25 protein-coding genes are annotated in these 24,929 nt (G+C 61.8%); 12 read left to right on the top strand and 13 right to left on the bottom strand.

Annotation, left to right across the window (positions count from 1 at the left end):
• Positions 1–7 precede the first annotated feature (7 nt).
• The 10 genes from G502_RS20130 (at position 8) to G502_RS0112765 (ending at position 8,803) form a co-directional block, all read left to right on the top strand.
• Positions 8–751, top strand: coding sequence for a TetR/AcrR family transcriptional regulator (locus G502_RS20130; RefSeq protein ID WP_022729072.1), 744 nt, complete (start codon positions 8–10; stop codon positions 749–751).
• On the top strand, positions 748–1,518 hold the full coding sequence (locus tag G502_RS0112805; protein WP_022729071.1) for an enoyl-CoA hydratase/isomerase family protein: 771 nt from the start codon (positions 748–750) through the stop codon (positions 1,516–1,518). Before G502_RS20130 ends, G502_RS0112805 begins: the two co-directional genes overlap by 4 nt.
• A gap of 14 nt (positions 1,519–1,532) precedes the next feature.
• Complete coding sequence (locus tag G502_RS0112800; protein ID WP_022729070.1) at positions 1,533–3,089, top strand: acyl-CoA synthetase; 1,557 nt, start codon at positions 1,533–1,535, stop codon at positions 3,087–3,089.
• Positions 3,086–3,502 carry a MaoC/PaaZ C-terminal domain-containing protein gene (locus G502_RS20125; RefSeq protein ID WP_022729069.1) on the top strand — a complete coding sequence of 139 codons (417 nt, stop codon included), beginning with the start codon at positions 3,086–3,088 and terminating at the stop codon, positions 3,500–3,502. The genes G502_RS0112800 and G502_RS20125 overlap by 4 nt, the downstream gene beginning before the upstream one ends.
• Positions 3,502–3,897 (top strand): phosphate acetyltransferase, encoded by a 396-nt coding sequence (locus G502_RS0112790; protein ID WP_022729068.1) that lies wholly within the window; start codon positions 3,502–3,504, stop codon positions 3,895–3,897. The genes G502_RS20125 and G502_RS0112790 overlap by 1 nt, the downstream gene beginning before the upstream one ends.
• 29 nt (positions 3,898–3,926) lie before the next feature.
• Complete coding sequence (locus G502_RS0112785; RefSeq protein ID WP_026989442.1) at positions 3,927–5,129, top strand: substrate-binding domain-containing protein; 1,203 nt, start codon at positions 3,927–3,929, stop codon at positions 5,127–5,129.
• Positions 5,130–5,202: 73 nt separating this feature from the next.
• Positions 5,203–5,976, top strand: coding sequence for an ABC transporter ATP-binding protein (locus tag G502_RS0112780; protein ID WP_081649803.1), 774 nt, complete (start codon positions 5,203–5,205; stop codon positions 5,974–5,976).
• Positions 5,969–6,694 carry an ABC transporter ATP-binding protein gene (locus G502_RS0112775; protein ID WP_022729065.1) on the top strand — a complete coding sequence of 242 codons (726 nt, stop codon included), beginning with the start codon at positions 5,969–5,971 and terminating at the stop codon, positions 6,692–6,694. Before G502_RS0112780 ends, G502_RS0112775 begins: the two co-directional genes overlap by 8 nt.
• Positions 6,691–7,725 carry a branched-chain amino acid ABC transporter permease gene (locus G502_RS0112770; RefSeq protein ID WP_022729064.1) on the top strand — a complete coding sequence of 345 codons (1,035 nt, stop codon included), beginning with the start codon at positions 6,691–6,693 and terminating at the stop codon, positions 7,723–7,725. The genes G502_RS0112775 and G502_RS0112770 overlap by 4 nt, the downstream gene beginning before the upstream one ends.
• A 19-nt stretch (positions 7,726–7,744) precedes the next feature.
• Positions 7,745–8,803 (top strand): branched-chain amino acid ABC transporter permease, encoded by a 1,059-nt coding sequence (locus G502_RS0112765; protein ID WP_022729063.1) that lies wholly within the window; start codon positions 7,745–7,747, stop codon positions 8,801–8,803.
• A gap of 89 nt (positions 8,804–8,892) precedes the next feature.
• Here G502_RS0112765 and G502_RS0112760 read toward each other — a convergent pair whose 3' ends face one another.
• The 6 genes from G502_RS0112760 to G502_RS0112735 form a co-directional block, all read right to left on the bottom strand.
• Positions 8,893–10,347 (bottom strand): catalase, encoded by a 1,455-nt coding sequence (locus tag G502_RS0112760; RefSeq protein ID WP_022729062.1) that lies wholly within the window; start codon positions 10,345–10,347, stop codon positions 8,893–8,895.
• Between the two features lie 259 nt (positions 10,348–10,606).
• On the bottom strand, positions 10,607–11,083 hold the full coding sequence (locus G502_RS0112755; protein ID WP_022729061.1) for a nucleoside deaminase: 477 nt from the start codon (positions 11,081–11,083) through the stop codon (positions 10,607–10,609).
• Positions 11,084–11,152: 69 nt separating this feature from the next.
• On the bottom strand, positions 11,153–11,722 hold the full coding sequence (locus G502_RS0112750) for a PAS domain-containing protein (protein ID WP_022729060.1): 570 nt from the start codon (positions 11,720–11,722) through the stop codon (positions 11,153–11,155).
• 145 nt (positions 11,723–11,867) lie between these two features.
• Positions 11,868–13,109 (bottom strand): MerC family mercury resistance protein, encoded by a 1,242-nt coding sequence (locus G502_RS20120; RefSeq protein ID WP_022729059.1) that lies wholly within the window; start codon positions 13,107–13,109, stop codon positions 11,868–11,870.
• Between the two features lie 39 nt (positions 13,110–13,148).
• Positions 13,149–13,382: a zf-HC2 domain-containing protein gene (locus tag G502_RS0112740; protein ID WP_022729058.1), complete on the bottom strand. Its 234-nt coding sequence runs from the start codon at positions 13,380–13,382 to the stop codon at positions 13,149–13,151.
• Positions 13,379–13,993 carry a sigma-70 family RNA polymerase sigma factor gene (locus G502_RS0112735; protein WP_022729057.1) on the bottom strand — a complete coding sequence of 205 codons (615 nt, stop codon included), beginning with the start codon at positions 13,991–13,993 and terminating at the stop codon, positions 13,379–13,381. Before G502_RS0112735 ends, G502_RS0112740 begins: the two co-directional genes overlap by 4 nt.
• 236 nt (positions 13,994–14,229) lie before the next feature.
• On the opposite strand from G502_RS0112735, the gene G502_RS21565 reads away from it, so the two are divergent.
• Positions 14,230–15,231, top strand: coding sequence for a helix-turn-helix domain-containing protein (locus G502_RS21565; RefSeq protein WP_022729056.1), 1,002 nt, complete (start codon positions 14,230–14,232; stop codon positions 15,229–15,231).
• 25 nt (positions 15,232–15,256) lie between these two features.
• Here the strand turns inward: G502_RS21565 and G502_RS0112725 are convergent, their stop codons facing one another.
• The 7 genes from G502_RS0112725 to G502_RS0112695 all read right to left on the bottom strand — a co-directional run bounded on the left by G502_RS0112725 (position 15,257) and on the right by G502_RS0112695 (position 23,494).
• Complete coding sequence (locus G502_RS0112725) at positions 15,257–16,795, bottom strand: malonate--CoA ligase (protein WP_022729055.1); 1,539 nt, start codon at positions 16,793–16,795, stop codon at positions 15,257–15,259.
• 133 nt (positions 16,796–16,928) lie between these two features.
• Positions 16,929–17,921, bottom strand: coding sequence for a branched-chain amino acid ABC transporter permease (locus tag G502_RS0112720; RefSeq protein WP_022729054.1), 993 nt, complete (start codon positions 17,919–17,921; stop codon positions 16,929–16,931).
• Positions 17,918–18,808 (bottom strand): branched-chain amino acid ABC transporter permease, encoded by an 891-nt coding sequence (locus G502_RS0112715; protein WP_022729053.1) that lies wholly within the window; start codon positions 18,806–18,808, stop codon positions 17,918–17,920. The genes G502_RS0112720 and G502_RS0112715 overlap by 4 nt, the downstream gene beginning before the upstream one ends.
• Before the next feature lie 57 nt (positions 18,809–18,865).
• Positions 18,866–20,077 (bottom strand): ABC transporter substrate-binding protein, encoded by a 1,212-nt coding sequence (locus G502_RS0112710; RefSeq protein WP_022729052.1) that lies wholly within the window; start codon positions 20,075–20,077, stop codon positions 18,866–18,868.
• 45 nt (positions 20,078–20,122) lie between these two features.
• Positions 20,123–20,848, bottom strand: a complete 726-nt coding sequence (locus G502_RS0112705) for an ABC transporter ATP-binding protein (RefSeq protein WP_026989437.1) — start codon at positions 20,846–20,848, stop codon at positions 20,123–20,125.
• Positions 20,841–21,599 (bottom strand): ABC transporter ATP-binding protein, encoded by a 759-nt coding sequence (locus tag G502_RS0112700; protein ID WP_022729050.1) that lies wholly within the window; start codon positions 21,597–21,599, stop codon positions 20,841–20,843. Before G502_RS0112700 ends, G502_RS0112705 begins: the two co-directional genes overlap by 8 nt.
• 314 nt (positions 21,600–21,913) lie before the next feature.
• The gene (locus G502_RS0112695) at positions 21,914–23,494 is read right to left on the bottom strand and encodes a UxaA family hydrolase (RefSeq protein WP_022729049.1); all 1,581 of its coding nucleotides are present in this window, start codon (positions 23,492–23,494) and stop codon (positions 21,914–21,916) included.
• A gap of 414 nt (positions 23,495–23,908) precedes the next feature.
• Here G502_RS0112695 and G502_RS0112690 point away from each other — a divergent pair, with 414 nt between their 5' ends.
• The gene (locus G502_RS0112690) at positions 23,909–24,892 is read left to right on the top strand and encodes a sialic acid TRAP transporter substrate-binding protein SiaP (protein ID WP_022729048.1); all 984 of its coding nucleotides are present in this window, start codon (positions 23,909–23,911) and stop codon (positions 24,890–24,892) included.
• Positions 24,893–24,929: the final 37 nt, after the last annotated feature.

The raw sequence follows: 24,929 nt of genomic DNA, 5'->3' as shown, positions 1-24,929 counted from the left end.
TATAAACATGACAGTTGAGTCATGTCTCATAATAAGAAAACGCACGACAGCGGAAATTGCAAGCCGAGGCCATTGCGCCGGCAAGCGCTGTCACGGGACGGAACACTTTGGGAGTCGCGCCTTGGACCAGGCCCTGCCGGAACTGAACAACCCGCCAAAGACGCGACGCGGCGCGCGCACCGTGCGCAAGCTGCTGGACGCGGCGCAGGAGGAGTTCGGCAGCAAGGGCTTCCACGAGGCCTCGGTTGCCGGCATCACCTCGGCGGCCGGCACCGCCCAGGGCACCTTCTATATCTACTTCTCCAGCAAGGAAGAGCTGTTCCGCACCCTGGTCTTCGATCTCGGCCGGCGGCTGCGCGACTTCCTGACCGAGAATGTCGACGAGGGCACCGACCGCCTGAGCGCCGAAGCGCAGGGCATGGAGGCCTTCATCCGCTTCGTGCGACTCTACCCGGACCTCTATCGCATCGTCCTCGAGGCGCAGTTCGTCGACCCCGAGGCCTTCCGCCTCTACTTCCAGGATTTCGGTGCGGCCTATCGCGCTCGCTGCGAGGCCGCCGCGGAGCGCGGCGAGATCCGCGTCCAGGACTCCGACGCCGAGAGCTGGGCGCTGATGGGCATCTCGCTCTTTCTCGGCCTGCGCTACGGCATCTGGGAGGCGGAGCGCGACCCGGGCCCCGTGGTCGCCAGCGTGATGGACATGATCGCCCACGGCCTCAAGCCACGACCCGGAGAAGGAGGTACGGCATGAGCGGCAATCTGGTCCTCTGCGAGATCGACAGCGGCACCGCCCGCCTGACCCTCAATCGACCGGAGCGGCACAACAGCCTGGTGCCGGAGCTGCTGGAAGACCTGCTGGACGCCATTGCCGAGGTCCGCCGGGACAACAGTGTGCGTGTCGTGGTGCTGGCCGCGGAAGGCCGAAGCTTCTCCACCGGCGGCGATCTCGCCACTTTCCACGATGCCGAGGACATGGCGGTCTATGGGGAACGGATCGTTGGCCAGCTGAACGAAGCGATCCTGGCACTGCTCGACCTGCCTCTGCCCGTGATCGCCCGCATCCAGGGACCGGTTACCGGCGGCTCCCTGGGCCTGGTTCTCGCCGCCGACCTCGTCGTCCTGGCCGAAGAGGCCTTCATTGCGCCCTACTACGTCGAGGTCGGCTTCAGTCCCGACGGCGGCTGGAGCGCGCTGCTGCCCGAACGGATCGGGCATGCCCGGGCCGCCGAGATCCAGCTGCTGAACCGTCAGGTGGACGCCGAGGAAGCAGGTCGCCTCGGCCTCGCCCACGCAGTGGTGCCAGCCGGAACCCTGGACAGCCAGGTAAATGACTGGGTCGAGATACTCTCGAGCAAGGTTCAGGGCGGCCTGCACGCCACCAAAGCGCGACTGCTCGCCCCCGCCCGACGCGCCGCAATCGCTCAGGCCCTCGAGGCTGAGCGCCGTGGTTTCATTGAACAGGCCGCCCGACCGGAAACCCGCGCCGGTGTCGCGCGGTTCCTCGGCCGGGCCGTCTAGCGGAGGAGGAGGCAGTGTTCCAAGTCTTCGATTTCGCCGCCAAACGCGCAAGCCTGCTACCGGACAAGATGGCCATGCACGAGGTCGCAACCGGTCGAAGCGTCACCTATCGCCAGCTCAACGAGCGCGCCGAGCGCTTCGCCGCGGCCCTGCGCCGTTGCGGCGTCGAACCCGGCGAGCGCGTTGCCATCCTCTGCCACAACTGCATCGCCTTCTTCGAGATCCTCTTCGGCTGCGGCAAGGCCGGAGTCATCCTGACGCCACTCAACTGGCGCCAGACCGCAAGCGAACTGACGCCAGTGGTCAAGGACTGCGCGCCGCGCTTCCTGCTGCACGACACGGCCACGGCCGAACTCGCCGGCAAGCTGGCCGATGGGTGCGCCCTGCCGTTGATCCCGCTGGAGGAAACGCAGGGTACGGACAGCTACGAAGACCTGCTCACCGCCGAGGAAACGCCGAGCTGGCCGCCGCGCGTCGAGGAACGCGATCCCGAAGCTCCCTGGTACATGCTCTATACCTCAGGCACCACCGGCACGCCCAAGGCGGTGATCCAGACCTTCGGCATGGCGCTGGCCAACTACATCAACATCGCCCAGCCAACCCATCTCACCGGTGCCGACACCACGCCCTGCTATCTGCCGCTTTTCCACACAGCCGGCATTAACCTCCATACCCTGCCCACTTTGATCTGCGGCGGCTCCGTCAAGGTGCTGCCCGGTTTCGACGCCGACCGGCTACTCGATCTGATCGACGGCGGCGAGTTGACGGCGCTGCTTGCCGTGCCGGCCGTCTATCAGGCCTTGAGCCTGCATGAGCGCTTCGTGGAGATCGAACTGACCCGGGTGCGTAGCTGGAGTGCCGGCGGCGCGCCGCTGCCCGATCACATCCTCCACAGCTACGCCAAGCGCGGCGCCTACATCCAGCAGGGGTTCGGAATGACCGAGTCCGGGCCAACGACCTTCCTGATGGATGCCGAGAACGTCACCCGCAAGCCCGGCTCCATCGGCAAGCCGCAACTCCTGGTCGAGGCGCGGATCGTCAACAGTGAAGGCAGGGAGGTTGCCGACGGCGAGGCGGGCGAACTGCTTCTGCGCGGGCCGAACATCACACCCGGCTACTGGAATCGGTCGGAGGTCACCGCCAAGACCATCGTCGAGGGCTGGCTGCACAGCGGCGACGTCGCACGGCGGGACAACGACGGTTATTTCTACCTGGTCGACCGCATCAAGGACATGTTCATCTCAGGCGGCGAGAACGTCTATCCGGCCGAGGTCGAAGCGATACTGGGCGCTCACCCACAACTGCTGGAGGTTGCCGTGGTGGGCGTGCCCGACGAGAAGTGGGGCGAGGTCGGCCATGCCTATCTACGCCCCCGTCCTGGCGAAGAGGTTAACCTGGAGTCTATCGTCGCCTATTGCCGCGAGCATCTTGCCAGCTACCGCATTCCCAAGCGCTTCTTCGTGGTCGAGGACTTCCCGCGCACACCGGCCGGCAAGGTACAGAAGCACGTGCTGCGCGCGCAATTTCAAAGCGAGAGCGTCCCTTCCACCGGGACAGGAGGGGCGCAATGACCGCCGCTACGTCCCTGCCCACCGCCGGCACGCTCTTCACGTCCGAACGCCAATTCACCCAGGCCGAGTTCGACCGCTTCGCCGTGATCAGCGGCGACGACAACCCGATCCACGTCGACCCCGTCTTCGCGGCGGAAACCCGCTTTGGGCGCACGGTCGCCCACGGCATGCTGCTCTACACGGCGCTGCGTGGACTGATCGCAACCCACTTTCCGGGTATGCAGCAGGTTTCGCAGAACCTCATGTTCCCCGCACCGACCTTCGCCGGCGAGATCGTGCGACTGGAAGTGGAGGTGCTCGACCATCCCACAGAGGAGGAGTGTCGTCTCGCCACGCGGATCCTGCGCACGACAGACGGAACGCTGACCCTGGACGGAGAAACGCGCATTGTGCGCGGTAAGGAGGAAGGGTGATGAAAACCGGCGACTCTGTCAGCACCACCCGTATCTTCGATGCCGATGCCATTGCCGGCTACGAGGCCCTCAGCGGATCATCACACGCCACAGGCGATGTGCCGGAACCGCTGATCGGCGGCCTGTTCTCCTATCTGCTGGGTGCCGAACTGCCCGGATTCGGCACGAATTACCTGAAACAGACCCTGGATTTCGTCGGCACAGCAGAGGTGGGCACGCCGCTGACGGCGAGCGTCACCATCACGCGCATCCGGCCGGAGAAGGATCTTGTGGACCTGGCAACCCTCTGCCGCGACGGCGAAGGACGCAGGATCTGCGAAGGCCGGGCCCTGGTGCTGATGAAGGACGTCGGCCACCGCGTCTCCGGTGCGACAGGACAAACGGAACAACAATAAGAACCACGATCATGGAAAGGGAGAAAACAATGCAGAGACTACTATCAAGCTTGGCGGCAGCAACAGCCGCCGCAGGACTCTTGGCAAGCGGCAGCGCACTTGCCCAGGATCCCATCAAGATCGCCCATGTCTATGGCAAGACGGGGGCCTACGAAGCCTATGCCGAACAGTCCCACAACGGATTGATGATGGGACTCGAGTACGCCACCGACGGCACCATGGAGATCGGCGGCCGGCCCATCGAGGTGATCGAAAAGGACACCCAGCTGAAGCCGGACCTCGGCAAGACCCTACTGGCCGAGGCCTACGGAGATGACGAGGTCACCCTGGCGGTGGGCGCCGTGTCCTCCGGCGTCGCGCTCGCCATGCTGCCGGTCGCCCAGGAGTACGAGAAGATCCTGCTGGTCGAGCCGGCGGTCGCCGATTCCATCACCGGAGAGGCGTGGAACCGTTACATCTTCAGGACCGGGCGCAACTCCTCCCAGGACGCCATCGCGAACGCGGTCGCCCTCGGCCAGGAGGGCAACTGTATCGCCACCCTGGCCCAGGACTATGCCTTCGGCCGCGACGGCGTCGCCGCCTTCAAGGAGGCGCTCGTCGACACGGACGCGCGCCTGATCTTCGAGGAATATGCCCCGCAGGATGCCACGGACTTCACGGCCCACGCGCAGCGCCTCTTCGATGAGCTGAACGCGGCCGAGAACTGCGAGCGCAAGATCATCTGGGTGGTCTGGGCCGGCGGCGGCAATCCCGTCGGGAAGATCAAGGCCCTGGCCCCTGAGCGTTTCGACATCGAGTTGGCCTCCGGCGGCAACATCCTGGCCGCGATGGCAGCCTACAAGGAACTTCCGGGCATGGAAGGGGCCACCTATTACTACTACGAGATCCCGGAAAACGAGATGAACGACTGGCTTGTCGAGGAGCACTTCGCGCGCCACAACGAACCGCCGGACTTCTTCACGGCCGGTGGCATGTCGGCCGGCGTCGCCATCGTGGAGGCCCTGCGCCAGGCCGAAAGCACCGAGACCGAAGACCTGATCGCCGCCATGGAGGGCATGGAGTTCATGACGCCCAAGGGCACCATGCGCTTCCGCGAGGAGGATCACCAGGCCCTGCAGGCCATGTACCACTTCAAGATCCGAGTCGAGGACGACGTGGATTGGGGCATTCCCGAACTCGTTCGCACCCTCGAGATCGAGGATATGGACATCCCCATCCGCAACGACCGGTGAATGGCCGGTAGCAGTCTGGCGGGGCGTGCAGTGTCGCGCCTCGCCAGCTCTCTCCCTCAAAGAGCAAGAGCCAATGCCCGCATCCAGTCCCCCTGTGCTCGAGACAGAGAACCTGACGATCCGCTTCGGCGGCCATGTCGCCGTGGATTCCGTCTCCTGCCGTTACGAGAGCGGCAGCCTGACCGCCATTGTCGGCCCCAACGGCGCGGGCAAGACCACCTATTTCAACATGATTTCCGGCCAGCTGAAGGCGAGTACCGGACAGGTGCGCCTGTACAGGAAAGACATCACCGGTCTGAGCGCGCCGGCACGCACCCATCGCGGAATCGGCCGCGCCTTCCAGCTGACCAACCTGTTTCCCAACCTGAGCGTGCTGGAGAACGTGCGCCTGGCGATCCAGAGCCGGCGCGGCATCGGCCTCAACCTCCTGACACGCGCCAGTTCCTTCGGCAGCCTGATCGAGGAGGCCGAAACCTTGCTGGACCGCACCAACCTGCTCGAACGCGCCGGCGAAACGGCCGCGGCCCTGCCGCACGGCGGCCAGCGCCGCCTCGAGGTCGCCGTATTGCTGGCCCTGGAGCCCGACGTTCTGATGTTCGACGAACCCACGGCCGGCATGAGCGCCGACGAGGTGCCGGTCATTCTCGACCTGATTCGCGAGATCAAGGGCGACCGGACCAAGACCATCCTGCTGGTCGAACACAAGATGGACGTGGTGCGCTCGCTCGCTGACCGCATCATAGTGCTGCACAACGGTGCCCTTGTTGCCGACGGCCCGCCCGACGAGGTCATCGCCTCGCCCATCGTCCAGGAAGCCTATCTCGGTGTGAGGAAGAGCCATGCCTGAGCCATTGCTGCACCTCGAGGGCGTCCACACCCACATCGGCCAGTACCATATCCTCCAAGGTGTCGATCTCACCGTGCCGGCCGGGGGCCTCACCATGCTGCTGGGCCGCAACGGCGCCGGCAAGACCACCACACTGCGCAGCATCATGGGTCTCTGGCAGCCCTCTCAGGGGAAGGTCGTCTTCGACGGCGCCGAGATCAGCGGCATGGCAACAGCGGACATCGCGCGCCAGGGCATTGCCTATGTCCCTGAGAACATGGGTCTCTTCAGCAACCTGACGGTCCAGGAGAACATGGTCCTGGCCGCCCGCAAGGGGCCCATGGACGAAGCGCGCCTTGACTGGATCTTCCGGCTCTTCCCGGCGCTTAGGAAATTCTGGCGGCTGCCGGCCGGGAATCTATCCGGGGGCCAGAAGCAGATGCTGGCGATCGCGCGCGCCATCGCCGAGCCGCGACGCCTGCTACTGGTCGACGAACCGACCAAGGGCCTCGCCCCCTCGATCGTCGAGGCCCTGATCGAGGCATTTCTGGATCTCAAGCGCAGCAAAACCACGATTCTTCTCGTCGAGCAGAACTTCCACATGGCCTGCGCCGTCGGCGACAGCGTCGCGGTGATGGACGACGGCCACGTCGTCCATGGCGGGGCCATGGCCGAACTCGCCGAGGACGAGGCCCTGCAGCAGCGCCTCCTCGGCCTCAGCCTGGATACAGAGTCATGACCGACCAGACCGCCAGCCAGACCGAAAACGCCACACCGCGTGCGCCGTTTACCGAACGGCTCGGGGCCTGGGTGCCCTATCTCCTCGTCCCGGCCTTCCTCATCCTCGGCTATGTCTTGATCGGCAGCGGCCCGACCTGGGCCACGTTGACCCTGGCCGGACTGGCCATGGGAATGATGATCTTCGTCATGGCCTCGGGGCTCACCCTGGTCTTCGGCCTGATGGACATTCTCAATTTCGGACACGGCGCCTTCATCTCCATCGGCGCCTTCGTCGGGGCCACGGTCCTGCTGCAGGCCACAGGGTGGACGGGTGCGGATTCCGTGTTGCTCAATCTCGGTGCGGTGCTCCCGGCCATGCTGGCGGCCATGTTAGTCGCCGGCGGCCTCGGTTATGTCTTCGAGCGGGTCATCGTGCGGCCGGTCTATGGCGCGCACCTGAAGCAGATCCTGGTGACCATGGGCGGACTGATCGTGGCCGAGGAGCTGATCCGCCTGATCTGGGGCCCCGACGCCATTCCGCTGCCCCGCCCGGAAGCCCTCACGGGCGCCTGGGTGTATGGCATGGTGGCCATCGAAAAATACCGCGTCTATTCCGTGATCCTCGGCCTCGTCATCTTCCTGGCCCTGCTCTGGGTCCTGGGGCGCACGCGGATCGGCCTGCTGATCCGCGCCGGGGTCGAGAACGGCGAGATGGTCGAGGCGCTCGGTTACCGCATCCGCCTGCTCTTCATCCTGGTGTTCGTCGCCGGCTCGGCGCTGGCCGGCCTGGGCGGCGTGATGTGGGGCCTCTACGAACAGATCATCACCGCCCAGATGGGGCTCGACGTCCTGATTCTGGTCTTCATCGTCGTCATCATCGGCGGCCTCGGCTCGGTGCAGGGCTGTTTCATCGGCGCACTGCTGGTCGGGCTGATGGCCAACTACACCGGCTACCTGGTGCCCAAGGTGGCGCTCGGCTCCAACATCCTGCTGATGGTGGCGGTGCTGATGTGGCGGCCGCAAGGCCTGCTGCCGGTCAACAAGCATTGAGCGCGGGAGAATCAAGGTCATGCTGAACGCTCTTCTCTCCGGCGACCTGCCACGCAGCCGTGCGCTGACGCTCATCCTGCTGGCGATCCTGATCGGCCTCGCCTTCGCGCCTTTCCTGTTCCCGGGCACGCGCTCGCTCAACACCGCAGCGACGATCTGTGTCTTCATCGTTCTGGTGGCCAGCTATGACCTGCTGCTCGGCTATACCGGCGTGGTCTCCTTCGCCCATACCATGTTCTATGGCATCGGCGCCTATGGTGTTGCTATCGTGCTCGACGTCTGGCCGACAAGCTGGGGCGGCATGGTCCTTGGCAGTTTGGCGGGATTGGCGGTTTCGATCGCCCTTGCTTTCATCATCGCACTGTTCTCGCTGCGCGTGCGGGCGATCTTCTTTGCCATGGTGACACTGGCAGTCGCCAGTGCCTTCATGATTCTTGCCTCGCAGCTTTCGGGGCTGACCGGCGGCGAGGACGGCCTCAGTTACCGTGTGCCACGGGAACTGGGGCCCGCCTTCAAGCTGATCGACACGGAGGTCCTCGGCGTCAAGATCGACGGCCGGCTGCTCAACTACTACCTGGTCTTCCTCGCCTCCGCCGGTCTCGTCCTGCTGCTGCTGCGCTTCGTCAACGCGCCCTTCGGCCGGGTCCTGCAGGCGATCCGTGAGAACACCTTCCGCGCCGAGGCGATCGGCTACCGCACGGTCATCTACCGCACCATCGCGGTATGCCTATCCGCCGGCGTGGCCTCCCTGGCCGGATCTCTGATGGCGATCTGGCTGAAATACACCGGCCCCGACACCACGCTCAGTCTGACCATCATGATCGATATCCTGCTAATGCTGGTGATCGGCGGCATGGGCTCCATCTACGGCGCCGTTTTGGGCGCCACACTGTTCATCCTGGCCCGCAACTATCTGCAGAACCTGATGGACATCGGTGCTACAGCGCTGGGCGATGTGCCGCTGCTGCCGGGTCTCATCGATCCCGACCGCTGGCTGCTCTGGCTCGGCGTTCTGTTCATCCTCAGCGTCTACTTCTTCCCCACCGGCATCGTCGGGCGCCTGCGGGCGGGTCGATAGGAGAGGTATCCGAATCGCACAAAAAGCTCCGGGGAGCCGGCTTCGCCCCCCGGAGCTTGTCCTCCTGACAAGCGGACGCGTGAAGGCGGTCAGCCGCCCTTCACGCCCTTCTTGATGCGCTCGCCAATATCCTGGTCGATGTTGCGCCAATACTCGAAGGCACGTTCCAGGACCGGTTCGGACACGCCACCCTTCAGATGTCCCACAACGTTGGAGACCAGTCGGTCGCGCGCGGCATCGTCCATGACCTCACGTACCAGTGTCCCGGCCTGGCCGAAATCGTCGTCGTCCTTGCGCTTGCTGTAGGGCGCACGCACGAACTCTCCACTGGCCTCCCAGGTCGTGTCCTCGGGATAGCGTTCAGGATCGGCCGCCGGCCCGCCCTTCGAGTTTGGCGCATATACGGGATCGGAAACGTTCTCGACCCGCATCGCACCATCCTTGCTATAGCTGTGGACAGGCGCCTTGGGACGATTCACCGGAATCTGCTTGTAGTTGACGCCCATGCGCGCCCGATGCGCATCAGTATAGGAGAAGAGACGCCCCAAAAGCATCTTGTCCGGGCTGACCCCGATACCCGGCACCAGGTTGTTGGGCTCGAAGGCCGCCTGCTCGATCTCGGTGTGGTAGTCGGTCGGATTGCGGTCCAGCGTCAACCGGCCCACTTCGATCAAGGGATAGTCAGCATGCGGCCAGACCTTGGTAAGATCGAAGGGATTGAAGCGGTAGGTCTCGGCCTCGTGGAACGGCATGATCTGCATGTAGAGCGTCCAGCTCGGATACTCCTTGCGCTCGATCGCATTATAGAGATCGCGCATGTGGTAATCACCATCCTCGCCGGCCAGGCGGTCGGCCTCCTCCTGGGTCAGGTGGTCGACACCCTGGTCGGTCTTGAAGTGATACTTCACCCAGAACTTCTCGCCCTTGGCGTTCACCCACATGTAGGTGTGGCTGGAATAGCCATTCATGTGGCGCCAGGTCTTGGGGATACCGCGATCCCCCATCAGCCAGGCCACCTGGTGGGCAGACTCGGGCGAGAGGGTCCAGAAATCCCACTGCATGTCATGGTCGCGCAGGTTGGTATCTGCCCGGCGCTTCTGCGAGCGGATGAAGTGCTGGAACTTAAGTGGGTCGCGCAGGAAAAAGACCGGCGTGTTGTTGCCGACCATGTCATAGTTGCCTTCGCTGGTATAGAATTTCAGCGAAAAGCCGCGCGGATCGCGCCAGGTATCCGGACTGCCGCGTTCGCCGGCAACCGTCGAGAAGCGGATAAGCGTCTCGGTTTTCGTGCCTGGCTGGAACACCGCCGCCTTGGTGTATTTGCTGACATCCTGGGTCACTTCGAAGCGACCGAAGGCGCCGCCACCCTTGGCATGTGGCTGACGTTCCGGGATCCGCTCCCGATTGAAGTTCGCCATCTGTTCGATCAGGTAGTGATCCTGCAACAGGATCGGGCCATCCGGCCCAACCGTCAGCGAATGTTCATCACTGGAAACCGGTATCCCCGCATCCGTTGTTGTCGGCTTTTGGTCCTTGCCCGCCATGTTTCTCTCCCTGGTTCAAAATCTGCATTGAATGAATTGCTCTAATTAGAACGTGGGCTTGCAACATCCAGAGTTAAAGCACGTATATGCTTTAGCACAGAGTTTAGACCCTTTCTGAAGAAATGGGCAATGCATACAGACCTCGAATCAGGCCGTCATCACCACGGCATCGGTGGTAAGAAAGTCCACTTATTCCCTGTAGGGAACGTTCAACGTCATCAAGGGATCAGCCCTCATGACGCCTCTCCTGCCAGGAAGATCAGAATTGGTGCCGCCTTTGATGCAAGCTGCGAACCTGCTCAGCCAAATCGGGCACTGGGCCTTCGACCTCCAGTCCGGGAACCACCTCCTGGATCGACAAAGCCCGGACAGGCGCAGGTGGAACCTGCATCTCCGCCAGCCATGACCTGAGTTGCCGGGACGAACTGGCATAGACGATCCGTCCCAGCCCGACCCAACCATGCGCCGCTGCACACATGGGGCAATGCTCGCCTGAAGTATAGACCGTCGCGCCGGCCCGTGCTTCCGGCGTCATGTTGGCGGCCGCCCAGCGCGCCAGGGCGAATTCCGGATGGCGAGTCTGGTCCCCGGAGGACACGCGATTGTGATCCTCGGCCAGAATTTCGCCCTCGCCAGAGACAAGCACCGAGCCAAAGGGCTCGTCTCCGGCCTCAAGCGCCTCTGTCGCAAGTTCAATGCAGCGCTTCAGGTGCGCATGGTCAGTTGCATCAATCATTCCACCTCCTGCACACCTCCGTCTGTCCCCCAAGCCCGTCCGCGACTGTGCCGCGCTGCCGAGATCCGCTCAAGAGGATAGGGCTTCACGCTTGTAAATGGGGATGTCCGGTATTCCGTTGCCCAGATCCACGGTTTCAACGGCAATCACCTCATCGTGCCACTCACGATCGCGCGGCACCGGAAACGTAACCTGGAGATACTGCTTGGGACCCTTTTCGCTCACCAGCGCAATCACCTGGTCGCGCCCGCGTCTCGCATCCCGCAGGGGCAAGGCAATGAAGCGCGTGGGTATACGGCTTCCGTCTGCATGGATCTCTTCCGTCGTGACGACCAGGCCAGCCGGATGAAACAGCGTAGTGTGCATGTTCTGTAGCAGGTAAGCGCGTGCTGGAGCATCAACTATAGCCAGGTAATCTTCCCCTTTTGGATCCTCTCCCAAACGCGCCTGTTCGTTTGTGCCCGAAAGACGAAAGATCAACTTGTCCTGGCCCTCGAATTCCAGCAAGTGAACCCGGGAGACGAGGCCGCGCAAGGTCATGGGGTCAAAATGCTCGCGTGTGGGCACGCCCTGCCCTCTGCGCGCCTCCTTCCAGAGACCGATCAGATGGCGATATTCCTCTTCAAGCGCCTGTAGCATTCCACCCCGTCTCACATAGCTGGCCCTTGGTCCCTATTGGGCCCCACCATACACATGAACCTTGCTCCTTGAAGCCAGAATGCCAGGATTTCTGATAACAAGCGAAGAAAAGTCGGTTATTTCCAGAATCTGGAGGGTCGCATCATCAAGCCTTGGCCTGGCGCAACCGCCTGCGGTGCTCCGGAATGCACTCGGCAAGGTAAACCTGATAGAGATCCCATCCGATTGCACCGACAAGAACGACGAAACCCAACGCCTCGAGCAGGGGGTCATAACTGACAAACAGCGCATATGCGATAAGTACAGCACCAATCCCCGTTGCCAGCAGGGGCCAGGGTCGGCCATGTCGGGGCAAATTCAAAGCCGTGGCGGCGACGGCAAGAACTGCAGCGGCAAGGATGGCAAACGCCCACAGACCTTCGGGAAGGGTGAGGCTGAGCCCCATGAGCGACAACAGCCCGAACAGTGCCACGAGGCCGTAGCAAGCGAACACGGCGGCAGCGGCGGCCACTGCACCCCACAGGCCCCGTGCGCCGATTCGTGTCAGTCGCCTTGGGTGCAAACGGCGGGCGAGCTGTCCAAGATATCCTGGCGAGAGGGCCTGTGCGGGCCTCTGCATAGAGATATCGATGGAACGTGCGCCCAGGCCATTGGCGATGCGCCGCGTATCCGCACTGGGGCTTTCGGCAAAGTAGTCGAACTCGCGCAACTCGGAAATGTCGGTAAAGCCGGCTTCCTGAAACAGGGCCAGGTAGTCCTCCTTGATCGAGGCGCCCACCACGCATTCAGCCCAGAGTTCGGGATCACTTCGCCCGCCCAGCGGAACGGGCCTGTCGATGACAATATCGGACAGTTGCACCCGCCCCTCGGGCTTGAGCACGCGGAAGATCTCGGACAGCACTCTGCGCTTATCCGGTATCAGATTCAGGACGCCATTGCTGGTCACCACATCGACGGAATGATTGGGCAAGGGAATACGCTCGGCATCGGCTTCCACCAGTTCGACATTGCGGATGCCGGCTTGCGTGAGTGTCGTTTGCAACTGATCCAGCATTTCCGTGGTGATATCGAGCGCCCAGACCTTGCCGTTCTCGCCAACCAGGGAACTGGCAATCAGGGTATCGCACCCGGCCCCTGCCCCGATATCGAGCACGGTATCTCCCTCGCGGACCACGCCGGCGCGGAATGGGAAACCTACACCGACGAAGCGCGTGACGGCCGCCTCTGGCAGCTGCTCGAGCGTTTCTTCGGGATAGCCCACCGCCCGTGCGGCCGAACGCCCAACTGGAAAGTGGAAATGCTGTCGAGGATCGCCCGCCAAATCCGCATACATGGCCTGCACGGCGGCTGTGACCTGATCCTTGGAAAATCCCAGGATAGCAACCATTGAGGCCTCTCGAACAAGTCTTGCGTGATTGAGCGCGCCCTAATAGCGCTCCATGATAGCATGAATCCGTTGTCGGAGTGAGTCGGGAGCCTTGGCTTCACTGATATCGCGCACCCTGGCGCGCAGCCGGCGCTCGAATTCCGCACGGGAAAAACAGGCGCGGCAGGTTTCCATATGTTGTGCCAGGGCATCTTCCGTGTCGCGGTCGAGCTCACGATCAAGGTACTCCAGCAGCTTGTCGATGACCTCTTCGCAGCGCAGATCCTGTGTCATCTGGCGGTCCCTTTCGCTTCGCCCTTAAGAAGTCCGGCTTCACGGGCCTGATGCCACAGCGCACTCTGCAGCAGGCTGCGACCACGACTAAGCCGGGAACGTACCGTTCCCACCGGAACATCGAGCATCTCCGCCGTCTCCGCATAGCTGAGCCCCCACAGCTCAACCATGACGACGGCAAGCCGAAATTCTTCCGGCAATGCATCCAGGGCATTTTCGATATCCGCGCGCAAGAGCTTGTCGAGAAGCTCCTGCTCGGGCGTGCCCCACCACAGGAGGAACGGCTGGTGCAGCTTCTCGAACAGGGAAAACTCTCCCTCCCTGTCCGCCTCCACTTCACACGGGCGGGCTTTCTGCCGCCGGCGATCACTTACGAAGCCATTGACCAGGATGCGAAAGACCCATTTCTCGAAAGCCTGGCGGTCCTCTAATCCGGAAAGTCCGTTCCAGGCCTTGGCCAGACTGTCGGCCACCAGATCCTCGGCGTCGCTGCGATTGCCCGTCAGGCGCAGCGCCGTGCCGTAGAGGCGGTCCATCAGGTGCTCCACTTCAGCCTGGAAAAAGGCCCGGGCCGAGTGCCGCCATATCTCATTTTCCTTGTCGCCAGTCATGTTTCATGACCTTCCAGGCCGCAGCCCAAAGAACCGGTATGCTTGGGACCTACACGGCTTAAGGATAGCAGCTGCCCCGAACCCTGTCTTCGCAACCCGCGAAGCAAGGCTTGGCATTCCGGGCAGTCTCACCTGAAAGGTTCAGGAAATTATCCCTGAATTCTTGTTTCGGGAACTTTCCGGCAGGGGATTGCGTCCTGAAGGGACAACAGGGCAATGGAACAGGAGGGACTATCATGAGACAGGCGCGAAAGGACGGCGGCGACGGCAAGCAGATCGCCTGCACACAGCTGGTGGACAAGACCGTCGAGCTTCTCGGCGGTGATACATCGCAACTCGATATCCGCAGCCGTCAGGTTGCCAATGTCACACTGTCCGAGATTACCACACCGCCCGTCATCGTGACGCAGGACTGCCTGACCGGCGTGGATAGCGAAGAGCAGCACTATCATCTGGTTCTCGTATTCGAGGGCGAGGGCACCTACCACTGGGCGAACGGCCGTCAGCAACAAAAGCCGGGCGATATCGTGCTCCTGGACACCTCCATGTCCTCCCAGGTGATCTCCCACACGCCGGCACGCCTTGCCCGCTGGTGCCTGCCCCAATCTCTGGTGCACCCCTTCCTGCCACTGTCGGAAAGCAATCCGGTCGTGCACCTGCCCGCCGGCGACGGCTTGATCCATATTCTGGCCCAGCACATGTGCCAGTTGGCACGCGAAGCCGACAGGCTCGACTGCTGCGTACAACAGGGTCTGCTCACACACCTCTGCGGGCTGCTGGGCCTGGCGATCGAAACGGCCAACAGGTCCGGCGGAGAGCGCCGCCACAACTATCGCAGCTTCCAGCGCCAGCGGGTCCTGGCCTATATCGAGGCGCACCTGCGCGATCCGGAGCTGAACGCCCGACGCGCCGCCGCTGACCTGGGTATGTCCACGCGATGGCTCCACACCCTGCTGGAAGACCTGTCGGAAGGTTTCACGGAACTGGTTGCACGCCGACGCGTCGAAGTCAGCCTGGCCCGATTTAGCGACCCCGCCTCGGACCAGCTGTCCATCGCGGAAATCGCTTTTTACTCAGGTTTCAACGACCTCTCGACCTTCTACCGGCGCTTCGGCAAATTCTGCGGCAAGTCTCCGGGCGAGGCCAGACGCATGCGCGGGCGCATCCCACCTCCTGCAGCCGCGTTGGCTGTGTCCGAAAATCACAAACCCCCGCTCGCACTACAGGCCGCTGAGTGACGGTCATTCAAAGGGTGGGCGATCCTCAGTCCTGACCCGCAGGCTGGTAAAGCCTGTCATAGGTCTCCCTAAGGATGTTCTTCTGTATCTTACCCATCGTGTTGCGCGGCAGTTCATCGACGAAGAAGGCCCGCTTGGGCTGCTTGTAACGTGCAAGCCTGTCCTTGAGGGCGTTCAGCACCTGCTCCTCGCTCACATGAGCGCCTGTATTCCTGACGACAACAGCGGTCACGCCTTCCCCGAAGTCGGGATGCGGCACACCGAAGACAGCGGATTCGGCAACGCCCTCAAGCGCATCGATTTCCGACTCCACTTCCTTGGGATAGACGTTGAAGCCACCGGAAATGATCAGGTCCTTGTCGCGCCCCACGATGTGGACATAGCCATCCCCGTCGATCTTGCCGAGATCCCCTGTGATGAAGAAGCCATCCGCGCGGAACTCCGTGGCTGTCTTCTCAGGCATATTCCAATAGCCCTTGAAGACATGCGGGCCGCGCACCTCGATGACACCAACCTCGTCCGTCGCGACCGGGTTGCCGGTTTCAAGGTCGACCACGCGCAGCTCGGTGCCCGGCAAGGGGAAGCCGACCGTGCCCGGCCGGCGCTCACCCTCGTAAGGATTGGACGTGGTCATGTTGATCTCGGTCATGCCATAGCGTTCCAGGATGGCATGGCCCGTGCGTGCAGAGAAGGCCTGGTGCGTCTCGGCCAGCAACGGTGCCGAGCCGGATATGAACAGCCGCATTCCTTCTGTCACATCATGGGTAAAGAACTCCTGGGCCAGCAGGCGCGTGTAATAGGTCGGCACCCCCATCAGGGCCGTGGCACGCGGCATCAGGTCGATCACCGTCCCGGCATCGAATTTCGGCAGGAAGAACAGGCTGCCCCCAGCCATCAGCAGGGTGTTCGTGGCCACGAAGAGGCCATGGGTATGGAAGAAGGGCAAGGCATGGATCAGCACATCGTCAGCCGTGAAGTGCCAGCTCTCAACCAGGGTTTCAGCATTCGATGTCAGATTGGACTGGGTGAGCATGGCGCCCTTCGAGCGGCCTGTCGTGCCCGAGGTATAGAGAATGGCAGCCAGATCATCCCCTGCACGCGGGACGGTTTGGAAAGCCTCACTTTCCTTTTCCATGCGATCGGCCAGGCTGCCCTGCCCGGCTGCATCCAGGGTCTCCACCGACGCAACCGCCTTTGCCTCCGGCAGACGCGCGATCTCATCACGCACTTCCGGGTCACAGACCACCACGGTAGGCTCCGCATCTCCCAGAAAATAGGCCAATTCGGCCAGGGTATAACCTGTATTGAGTGGCAGGTAGACAGCCCCGGCCCGTATTGTCCCCAGATAGAGCAGAAGCGCTTCGGGCGACTTCTCAACCTGGACCGCAACTCGATCCCCCGGCTTGACACCCAGGCGCACCAGGGCATTGGCCACGCGGCCCGCGCCGGCCTGGATTTCGGCATAGGTCAGGGCGCGCCCCTCAGCGGTCTCCAGGAAGACCTTGTCCGCATCAGGCTGGTTGCTGAAAAGGCGTGTGTAGAGTGTTTCGTCAGTCATCGCCATCACGCTTGTCTTGTCTTGAGAACGGGCAGGAAGCTTCCCTGCGCGCAGGAATCGAGGCGCAGATCCTGGCAAGGTGACCCATGCGCTGGCATCTGGTCAAATCCCCTGCAGGGTCTTTCACAAAGAGTGAGCCTTATGACTGGATCTTCAGGATACGCGCCAGTTCACCCACGACCCCGCGGCGGAAGGTCAGGACGCAGATCACGAAGATCGAGCCCGTGATAACCGTCACCCAGGATCCCATCCCCGCCAGATAGTCCTGAAGCGTCACGATAATGCCCGCCCCGAACAGAGGCCCCAGGACGGTTCCCATGCCTCCCAGAAGGGTCATCAGAACCACTTCGCCCGACATGGACCAGTGGACATCGGTCAGGGTCGCCGACTGGAAGACTACGGCCTTCGTGGCTCCTGCCAGACCGGTTATGGTGGCCGACAGGGTGAAGGCTCCGACCTTCAGGGCGGTGACGTTGTAGCCCAGGGAGGTGACCCGGCTCTCGTTCTCGCGGACGGCCTTCAGGATCTGCCCGAAGGGCGAATGGATGGCGCGGTAGATGATGAAGAATCCCAGGATGAAGACGGCCATCACGAAGTAATAGAGGTTCATCGTCTGGGACAGGTCGATGAAGCCGAACAGCTCGCCGCGCGGCACACCCTGGATCCCGTCCTCACCGTGCGTGAAGGGCGCCTGCACGGCAAAGAAATAGACCATCTGCGCCAGGGCCAGGGTGATCATGGCGAAATAGATCCCGCGCTGGCGGATGGCCAGCGAGCCGAAGACCGCCCCCAACACGCAGGCCATCAGGGTGCCCGCCGCAACCCCCAGCTCGGGATTGAATCCCCAGACCTTGATCGCATGGGCCGAAATATAGGATGCCATGCCGAAGAAGGCTGCATGCCCGAAGGACAGCAACCCGACAAAACCGAGCAGCAGGTTGAAGGCGAAGGCGAACAGGGCAAAACAGAGCAGCTTCATGAGATAGATGGGATAGAATCCCAGAAAGGGCGCAATCGCGATCAGAACGATCCCAAGCCCAAATCCCGCCAACTGTACCCGGCGGTCGGACAGTACGTGTGAAAGCTTCTGTCCCGTCGACATGTTTCCCGTGTCTTCCTTTGCGATCGTCATGTGCGTGGCCTGCCAAACAGTCCATGTGGCCGGACCAGCAGGACTATGGCCATCAGGACAAATACGACAACACTGGATGCCTCGGGATAGAACACCTTGGTCATGCCTTCGATGACTCCCACGCCCAGACCGGTGACCATCGAGCCGAAGATCGAGCCCAACCCGCCGATCACGACGATGGCAAAGACCTTAATGATAATGTCCTGCCCCATCAGCGGACTGACCTGATAGATCGGCGCCGCCATGACGCCTGCAAATCCGGCAAGGGCCACGGCTCCGCCATAGGCCAGGGTCATCAACAGCGGCACATTGACACCGAAGGCGCGCACCAGTTCCTGATTCTCAACAGCGGCCCGCAGATATGAACCAATCCGGGTCCGCTCGATCAGGAACCAAGTCCCGAAACAGACGATCACTGCAGCGACAACAACCCAGGCCCGGTAGTTGGGCAGGAACATGAAGCCCAGGTTCTGCCCACCCGAAAGCGCCTGGGGTATTGGGTAGGGTGTTCCGGATACGCCGTAGGCATTGCGGAACAGACCCTCGATGATCAGCGCCAAGCCGAAGGTCAATAGCAGTCCATAGAGGTGATCCAGATGATAGAGGCGCGCCAGCATGGTGCGCTCCAGCACCACGCCAAGCGCTCCGACAACAAGCGGAGCCAGAATCAAGGACGGCCAGTAGCCGATGCCCAGATAATTAAGCATCATCCAGGCCACGAAAGCACCCACCATATAGAGTGCGCCGTGGGCGAAATTGATGACGTTGAGCATGCCGAAGATCACGGCCAGACCCAGGCTCAACAAGGCGTAGAAGGACCCGTTGATCAGCCCGAGCATGACCTGGCCGAACAGGACCTGAGGCGGTATCCCCAGCAGTTCCGTCATCGATGCCTCCTCTCCCGACCGGTTGTTCCGGCCCCGTTTGTTGCTGTCACCCTGGCGTCACTTCACCAGCGAGCAGGTGCTCTCGGAGAGCGGCTTGTAAGCCTCGTCGCCCGGAATGGTGGCTACCAGGTTGTAGTAGTCCCATTCGCCCTCGGACGCGTCCGGCGACTTGACCTCGACCAGGTACATGTCGTGCACCATGCGGCCGTCCTCACGCACCTTGCCGTTCGGCGCGAAGAAATCATCGACAGGCATCTTCTTCATCTGAGAGACCGCAGCTTCGCCGCCATCGTCATCGATCTCGGCAACGGCCTTAAGATAATGGCCCACAGAGGAATAGACGCCGGCGTGCACCATGGTGGGATACTGCCCATCCCGACGCTCCGCAAAGCGTTCGGAAAAGGCCTTCGTATCATCATTCATGTTCCAGAGGAAACCGGTGGTCAGTTGCAGTCCCTGGGCCGTTTCGAGACCAAGCGCATGCACGTCGGTGATGAACATCAACAGGGCTGCCAAGGACTGGCCGCCCTGCACAATCCCGAACTCGTTGGCCTGCTTGATGGCGTTGGTGGTGTCCGAACCGGCATTGGCCAGGCCGATAACCTTCGCACCAGAGCCCTGGGCCTGGAGCAGATAGGACGAGAAGTCCGAGGTATCCAGCGGATGGCGGATGGTATCGAGGACCTCGCCGCCGTTTGCTTCAACCACGGCCGCCGTATCCTGCTCGAGCGAATGCCCGAAGGCATAGTCGGCCGTGATGAAGAACCAGCTGTCGCCGCCTTCCTGCACAATGGCCTGGCCCGTGCCCTTGGCCAGGGAATAGGTGTCATAGGCATAGTGCACGGTGGTGGGTGAGCAGTCATCGTTGGTCAGCCGCGTGGTGCCGCCACCGTTGACCAGCAGGGCCGTATCCTTCTCGCGCGTGATCTCATTGACGGCCAGAGCGACCGAAGAGGTAGGGACGTCAACGATCACGTCCACGCCTTCCTCGTCGATCCACTCGCGCACGATGCTGGAACCGACGTCGGGTTTATTCTGGTGATCCGCTGACAGGATTTCGATTTCCTTGCCATTGATGGTGCCACCGAAGTCTTCGACCGCCATGCGCGCGGCCTCGACGGACCCCGGTCCGGCCAGATCGGTATAAAGTCCGGACTGGTCATTGAGCACGCCGATCTTCAGGACATCGTCGGAAATTTCGGCCTGCGCCGGCAGGGCCAGTGTCAACGCCGCAAGGGCGCCAAAAGTTGCTGTTGTTGTACGTTTCATACGTTCCTCCCTGTGGTTTCGGGGGGCTCTCTGTCCTCGGGACAGCTAGACCCCCAGATAAGTCTCGATCAAATCCTGTTTTTCTTTCAGCTCGTCCTTGCGCACCTCCTCGGCGACCTTGCCTTGTTCCATGATGAAGTGATGGTCGGCGACTGTGGCGGCGAAATGGTAGTTCTGTTCGACAAGCAGGATCGTATAGCCCCGGCTCTTCAGCTGGGTGATGACATCGTGAATCTGCTGGACGATCACAGGCGCCAGACCTTCCGTCGGCTCGTCGAGCAACAGGAGGCGCGCGCCCGTACGCAGTATGCGCCCGATGGCCAGCATCTGCTGCTCGCCACCCGACAGACGTGTGCCCGAACTCCGCCGGCGTTCCTTCAGGTTGGGGAAAAGGCTGTAGATCTCCTCAAGACTCATGCCGCCATCGGCCACGGTCGGCGGCAGCAGCAGGTTTTCCTCGACATCCAGGCTGGCAAAGATGCCGCGCTCTTCGGGACAATAACCGATTCCAAGGTTGGCAATCTTGTCCGAGGACAGCTTGATCAGCTCCTGCCCCCGGAAACGAATCGAGCCACGCCGATCACGAACCATGCCCATGATGGCGCGCAACGTGGTCGTCTTCCCCGCCCCATTTCGGCCAAGCAGGGCTACGACCTGTCCTTCGGAAACGACAAAGCTGCTGCCATGCAGGATGTGGGATTCCCCGTAGTAGGCATGCAGGTCCGAGACCTCGAGAAGCGGCATTCCCTCTGTCGCTTTACTCTCAGGCATGACCGGTTCCCATATAAGCCTCGCGCACGTCGGGGTTGTTCGTCAGCGTCTCGTAATCGCCCTCGACCAGGACCTCTCCGCGCTGGAGAACCGTAATTGTGTCGGAAAGATCGGACACAACACTCAGATTATGCTCGACTAACAGGATCGTTCTGTCCTTCGACACCCGCTTGATCAGGGCCGATACCCTGCTGACATCTTCGTGCGCCATGCCGGCGGTCGGTTCGTCCAGCAGCATGAACTCCGGATCGAGCGCCAGGGTCGTTGCAATCTCGAGCGAGCGCTTGCGCCCATAAGGCAGCTCGCCAGCATGCACCTGCGCAAAATCGTTGAGCCCCACCGCTTCCAGCAGTTCCATGGCCTGCTCGTTCATGGAATCGAGCACCTTTTCGGCTTTCCAGAACTTGTGGGTCAGGCCCGTTGGCCGCTGCAAGGCCACCCGTACATTCTCCAAGGTGGTTAGTTGCGGAAAAACGGCCGAAATCTGGAAAGAGCGCACCATGCCCTTGCGTGCAATGGCCGCCGAGCCGCTGCGCGTGATGTCTTCCCCGTTATAGAGAATGCGCCCTGAGGTGGGCTCCAGGAATTTTGTCAGAAGATTGAAGACAGTGGTCTTTCCGGCGCCGTTGGGACCAATCAGCGCATGGATGCTCCCCCGCCGGACTTTTAGATTCACACCGTTCACGGCATAGAAGCCGCGAAACTGTTTGGTCAGCCCTTCGGCTTCCAGCACATACTCGGACCCGGTCATACCTGTCCGGCACTCCCCTATTCCCTGTTCAACCCCGACCTTGCCTTCCACGCCTTTTCGGCATTCCCAGTATGGCTATGGCAGGCCCAGCTTCCTGTTTCGGCACCTGCTGGAATTCTCTTGTCGGAATTTCCTTTGCAAGCCCTGTTTGTTGGATCTGACCTTAGACAGCAAACCAGCAAATTGCAAGCTGGATAACCGCACACAACCCCTTGAAAGCGAGCTTTTCCCGGCAGTGTCCTCGTGCTTGCGAGCCTGAGCGCGATCACCGCCCAGGAAGGTAAAGAGTTGCGCGAATTGACTGCGGCAACGCCCTACATCACCGCGCCGATCTGCCAGGGAACGAACTCATTGTCACCGAAGTCGAGCGCCTCGCTGCAGCTCTGCTGGCCCGAAGCGGTACGCAGGATCAGATCGAAGATCTTGTCCCCCATCTCCTCGATGGAAATGCCTTCATCCAGTACGGGCCCGCAGTTGATGTCCATGTCCTCGGACATGCGCTGGTAGGTCGTCGAGTTCGTGCAGAGCTTCAAGGAGGGCGACGGCTTGAAGCCGGACACCGAGCCGCGGCCGGTGGTAAAACAGACGATATTCGCGCCGCTGGCGATCTGACCGGTGATCGAACAGGGGTCGTAACCGGGTGAATCCATGAACACGAAGCCCGGCCCCGCGATGGGCTCGGCATAACCATGGACATTCTCCAACCGAGTCGTGCCGCCCTTGGCGGCCGCCCCCAGGGATTTCTCCAGAATCGTGGTCAGGCCGCCTTCCTTGTTCCCGGGAGAGGGGTTGTTGTCCATGGAACCGGAATTCTTCGCGGTGTAATCCTCCCACCAGTGGATACGCTCGATCAGCTTCTCACCTACCTCGCGACTGGCGGCGCGCCGCGTCAGCAGATGTTCGGCGCCATAGATCTCCGGTGTCTCGCTGAGGATTGCCGTACCGCCATGGCGTACCAGCTTGTCAACGGCGGCGCCGAGCGCCGGATTTGCCGTGATACCGGAATAACCATCCGAACCGCCGCACTGCAGCGCCAGTTTGATATGGCTGGCGGAAACCGGCTGGCGTTTCACCTCGTTGGCGGCAGGAAGCATGGCCTGGACACGCTCCACGCCATCCTGGACCGCGGCGCGCGTACCGCCGGCCTCCTGGATCTTCATGTAGTCGAAGCTGCTGCCGCGCTCGAGCCCGAAGCGCTCCACGATGCGATTGATCTGGTTCATCTCGCAGCCAAGTCCGATCAGCAGGACACCGGCAAAGTTCGGATGCGTCAGGTAGCCGTGCAGGGTGCGCTGCAGCAGTTCCATGCCTTCGCCCGAGCCGGCCATACCGCAGCCGGTTCCGTGTGCAAAAGCCACGACTCCGTCCACATTGGGATAGGCATCGAGCGCTGGTCCGCGAAAGGAGTCCGCCACCGCGCGAGCGACCGTCGCGGAACAGTTCACCGTAGTCAGGACACCTATGTAATTGCGGGTCGCAATACGGCCGTCAGGGCGCACGATTCCCTGGAAAGTCGCGCGCTCCGCCTCGGGCACATAGTCGGTGGGGCGTGCCTCGGCGCCGTAGGCATAATCGCGCTCGAAGTCGCCCATGCCACAGTTGTGCGTATGCACGTGCTGGCCGGCGTCAATGTCCTGAGTGGCGAAACCGATGATCTGGCCATATTTGCGAACGGCCTCACCATGCGCAATCGCGCGGGCCGCCACCTTGTGGCCTGATGGAATATCATCGAGACATTTCACACCGAGCGCAGACGGTTCGCTCCCCGCCGTCAAGCGGCGACAGGCCACCATGACATTGTCGTCCGGGTTCAGGCGCACCACGGCCGGCGCAGACACGGCCTGCACACTCGGAGTCCGTTCCGCCTCTGCCAACTGGGTTTCGGTCTGTGCCATGAGGGTCCTCCGTTCCTGTCCTGGTTTCCGCCCGAACCAATAGGTCCGATCTCGCACCAGGTTGCCGATAACTGTATACCAGTATGAAAGGTTCGACTATGGCAAATCCTGTGCAAGGCCCTTGCCTCAGGCTTGCAAACGCTGGTTGCTGTCATGCCCGGGAACATTTGATGCAAAGCTATGCCACCTGGCCAGCATACAACTTCAGGGGCCGACCCTGGCTGGACTTACGGAGCCCTTCACTCACGGCGCTTGCCTTCATAGTCATGTAAAGTCACGCAAAATTATTTGGTATGTTGGTATGAAAGGTATAATATCCCGCGGCAAAAAGAAGAATGGTGCATGTCTGTCGCGGTTGTATCGCGAACAAGACTGAAAAGCAGAACAAGACCTGTACACGGAGGAAAACAGCTCATGACCAAGCTTACGTTTCTGGGAAAATGTGGATTGATGGCCCTCGCAGTCGGGGCCGTGGCGACAGCGAACACCGCATCTGCCAAGGACATGAAGTTCGCCCATGTCTACGAGACCTCGGAGCCCTTTCACGAATGGGCAGTCTGGGCCGCGGACGAACTCGAGAAACGCACCGACGGCCGGCATACGATGGAGGTCTTTCCGGCCTCTTCGCTGGGCAAGGAAGTGGACATCAACGAAGGGCTCGGCCTGGGCACGGTCGACGTGATCTACACCGGCAACCAGTTTGCCGCTCGCTCCTATGGCCCGATCGGCATTGCCGGCGCGCCCTACATGTTCCGCGATGTCGATCACTGGAAGGCATACCGCGAGAGCGACCTGTTTCGCGAACTGGCCCAGGGCTATCGGGACGAGACCGACAACAAGGTCATAACCCAGACCTATTACGGCCAGCGCCATGTCACCTCGAACACGGAAGTCGACACGCCCTCCGACATGGAAGGGCTGAAGATCCGCACACCCAATGCGCCACTGTACATGATGATGCCGGAAGCCGTCGGCGCCAACCCGACGCCGATCGCCTTTGCCGAGGTCTACCTGGCCTTGCAGCAGGGCACGGTCGATGCCCAGGAAAACCCGCTCAACACCATCCGGGCGAAGAAGTTCTATGAAGTCCAGGATTACATCAACCTGACCGGCCACATCACGGACTCGCTGCTGACCATCGTCAGCGGAATGACCTGGAATGCGCTTTCCGAGGAGGACCAGGAGATCCTCACCAACGTCCTAGAGGAAGCGGCCCAGGGCGCCACCCAGGATATCATCGAGTCCGAGCAGGAACTGGTCGCCTGGTTCGAGGACGAAGGAACGACGGTCAATCAGGATGTGGACCGCGAAGCCTTCCGCGAGACCGTGCGTCCGCACCTGACAGGTGAAGACGTCGACTGGTCCCAGGAAACCTTCGATCGCCTCCAGAACCTCTGATCACGCTTAACGCTCTCCCCGCCTGCCGGATCGAGCA

This window comes from Fodinicurvata sediminis DSM 21159, assembly GCF_000420625.1.
GTDB classification, from domain to species: Bacteria; Pseudomonadota; Alphaproteobacteria; order Kiloniellales; family DSM-21159; genus Fodinicurvata; species Fodinicurvata sediminis.
Note: the sequence above shows the minus strand (reverse complement) of the source record. Positions and strands in the feature narration are given on the sequence as shown.

Bases quoted from the DNA above. Each gene is read 5' to 3' on its own strand.
- G502_RS0112710 (WP_022729052.1), bottom strand. From the start codon at position 20,077: ATGAAACGTACAACAACAGCAACTTTTGGCGCCCTTGCGGCGTTGACA.
- G502_RS0112700 (WP_022729050.1), bottom strand. From the start codon at position 21,599: ATGACCGGGTCCGAGTATGTGCTGGAAGCCGAAGGGCTGACCAAACAG.
- G502_RS0112750 (WP_022729060.1), bottom strand. From the start codon at position 11,722: ATGCTACAGGCGCTTGAAGAGGAATATCGCCATCTGATCGGTCTCTGG.
- G502_RS21565 (WP_022729056.1), top strand. From the start codon at position 14,230: ATGAGACAGGCGCGAAAGGACGGCGGCGACGGCAAGCAGATCGCCTGC.
- G502_RS0112780 (WP_081649803.1), top strand. From the start codon at position 5,203: ATGCCCGCATCCAGTCCCCCTGTGCTCGAGACAGAGAACCTGACGATC.
- G502_RS0112770 (WP_022729064.1), top strand. From the start codon at position 6,691: ATGACCGACCAGACCGCCAGCCAGACCGAAAACGCCACACCGCGTGCG.
- G502_RS0112790 (WP_022729068.1), top strand. From the start codon at position 3,502: ATGAAAACCGGCGACTCTGTCAGCACCACCCGTATCTTCGATGCCGAT.
- G502_RS20120 (WP_022729059.1), bottom strand. From the start codon at position 13,109: ATGGTTGCTATCCTGGGATTTTCCAAGGATCAGGTCACAGCCGCCGTG.
- G502_RS0112690 (WP_022729048.1), top strand. From the start codon at position 23,909: ATGACCAAGCTTACGTTTCTGGGAAAATGTGGATTGATGGCCCTCGCA.
- G502_RS0112720 (WP_022729054.1), bottom strand. From the start codon at position 17,921: ATGACGATCGCAAAGGAAGACACGGGAAACATGTCGACGGGACAGAAG.
- G502_RS0112775 (WP_022729065.1), top strand. From the start codon at position 5,969: ATGCCTGAGCCATTGCTGCACCTCGAGGGCGTCCACACCCACATCGGC.
- G502_RS0112735 (WP_022729057.1), bottom strand. From the start codon at position 13,993: ATGACTGGCGACAAGGAAAATGAGATATGGCGGCACTCGGCCCGGGCC.
- G502_RS20125 (WP_022729069.1), top strand. From the start codon at position 3,086: ATGACCGCCGCTACGTCCCTGCCCACCGCCGGCACGCTCTTCACGTCC.
- G502_RS0112755 (WP_022729061.1), bottom strand. From the start codon at position 11,083: ATGATTGATGCAACTGACCATGCGCACCTGAAGCGCTGCATTGAACTT.
- G502_RS0112695 (WP_022729049.1), bottom strand. From the start codon at position 23,494: ATGGCACAGACCGAAACCCAGTTGGCAGAGGCGGAACGGACTCCGAGT.
- G502_RS0112725 (WP_022729055.1), bottom strand. From the start codon at position 16,795: ATGGCGATGACTGACGAAACACTCTACACACGCCTTTTCAGCAACCAG.
- G502_RS0112785 (WP_026989442.1), top strand. From the start codon at position 3,927: ATGCAGAGACTACTATCAAGCTTGGCGGCAGCAACAGCCGCCGCAGGA.
- G502_RS0112740 (WP_022729058.1), bottom strand. From the start codon at position 13,382: ATGACACAGGATCTGCGCTGCGAAGAGGTCATCGACAAGCTGCTGGAG.
- G502_RS20130 (WP_022729072.1), top strand. From the start codon at position 8: ATGACAGTTGAGTCATGTCTCATAATAAGAAAACGCACGACAGCGGAA.
- G502_RS0112760 (WP_022729062.1), bottom strand. From the start codon at position 10,347: ATGGCGGGCAAGGACCAAAAGCCGACAACAACGGATGCGGGGATACCG.
- G502_RS0112765 (WP_022729063.1), top strand. From the start codon at position 7,745: ATGCTGAACGCTCTTCTCTCCGGCGACCTGCCACGCAGCCGTGCGCTG.
- G502_RS0112705 (WP_026989437.1), bottom strand. From the start codon at position 20,848: ATGCCTGAGAGTAAAGCGACAGAGGGAATGCCGCTTCTCGAGGTCTCG.
- G502_RS0112805 (WP_022729071.1), top strand. From the start codon at position 748: ATGAGCGGCAATCTGGTCCTCTGCGAGATCGACAGCGGCACCGCCCGC.
- G502_RS0112715 (WP_022729053.1), bottom strand. From the start codon at position 18,808: ATGACGGAACTGCTGGGGATACCGCCTCAGGTCCTGTTCGGCCAGGTC.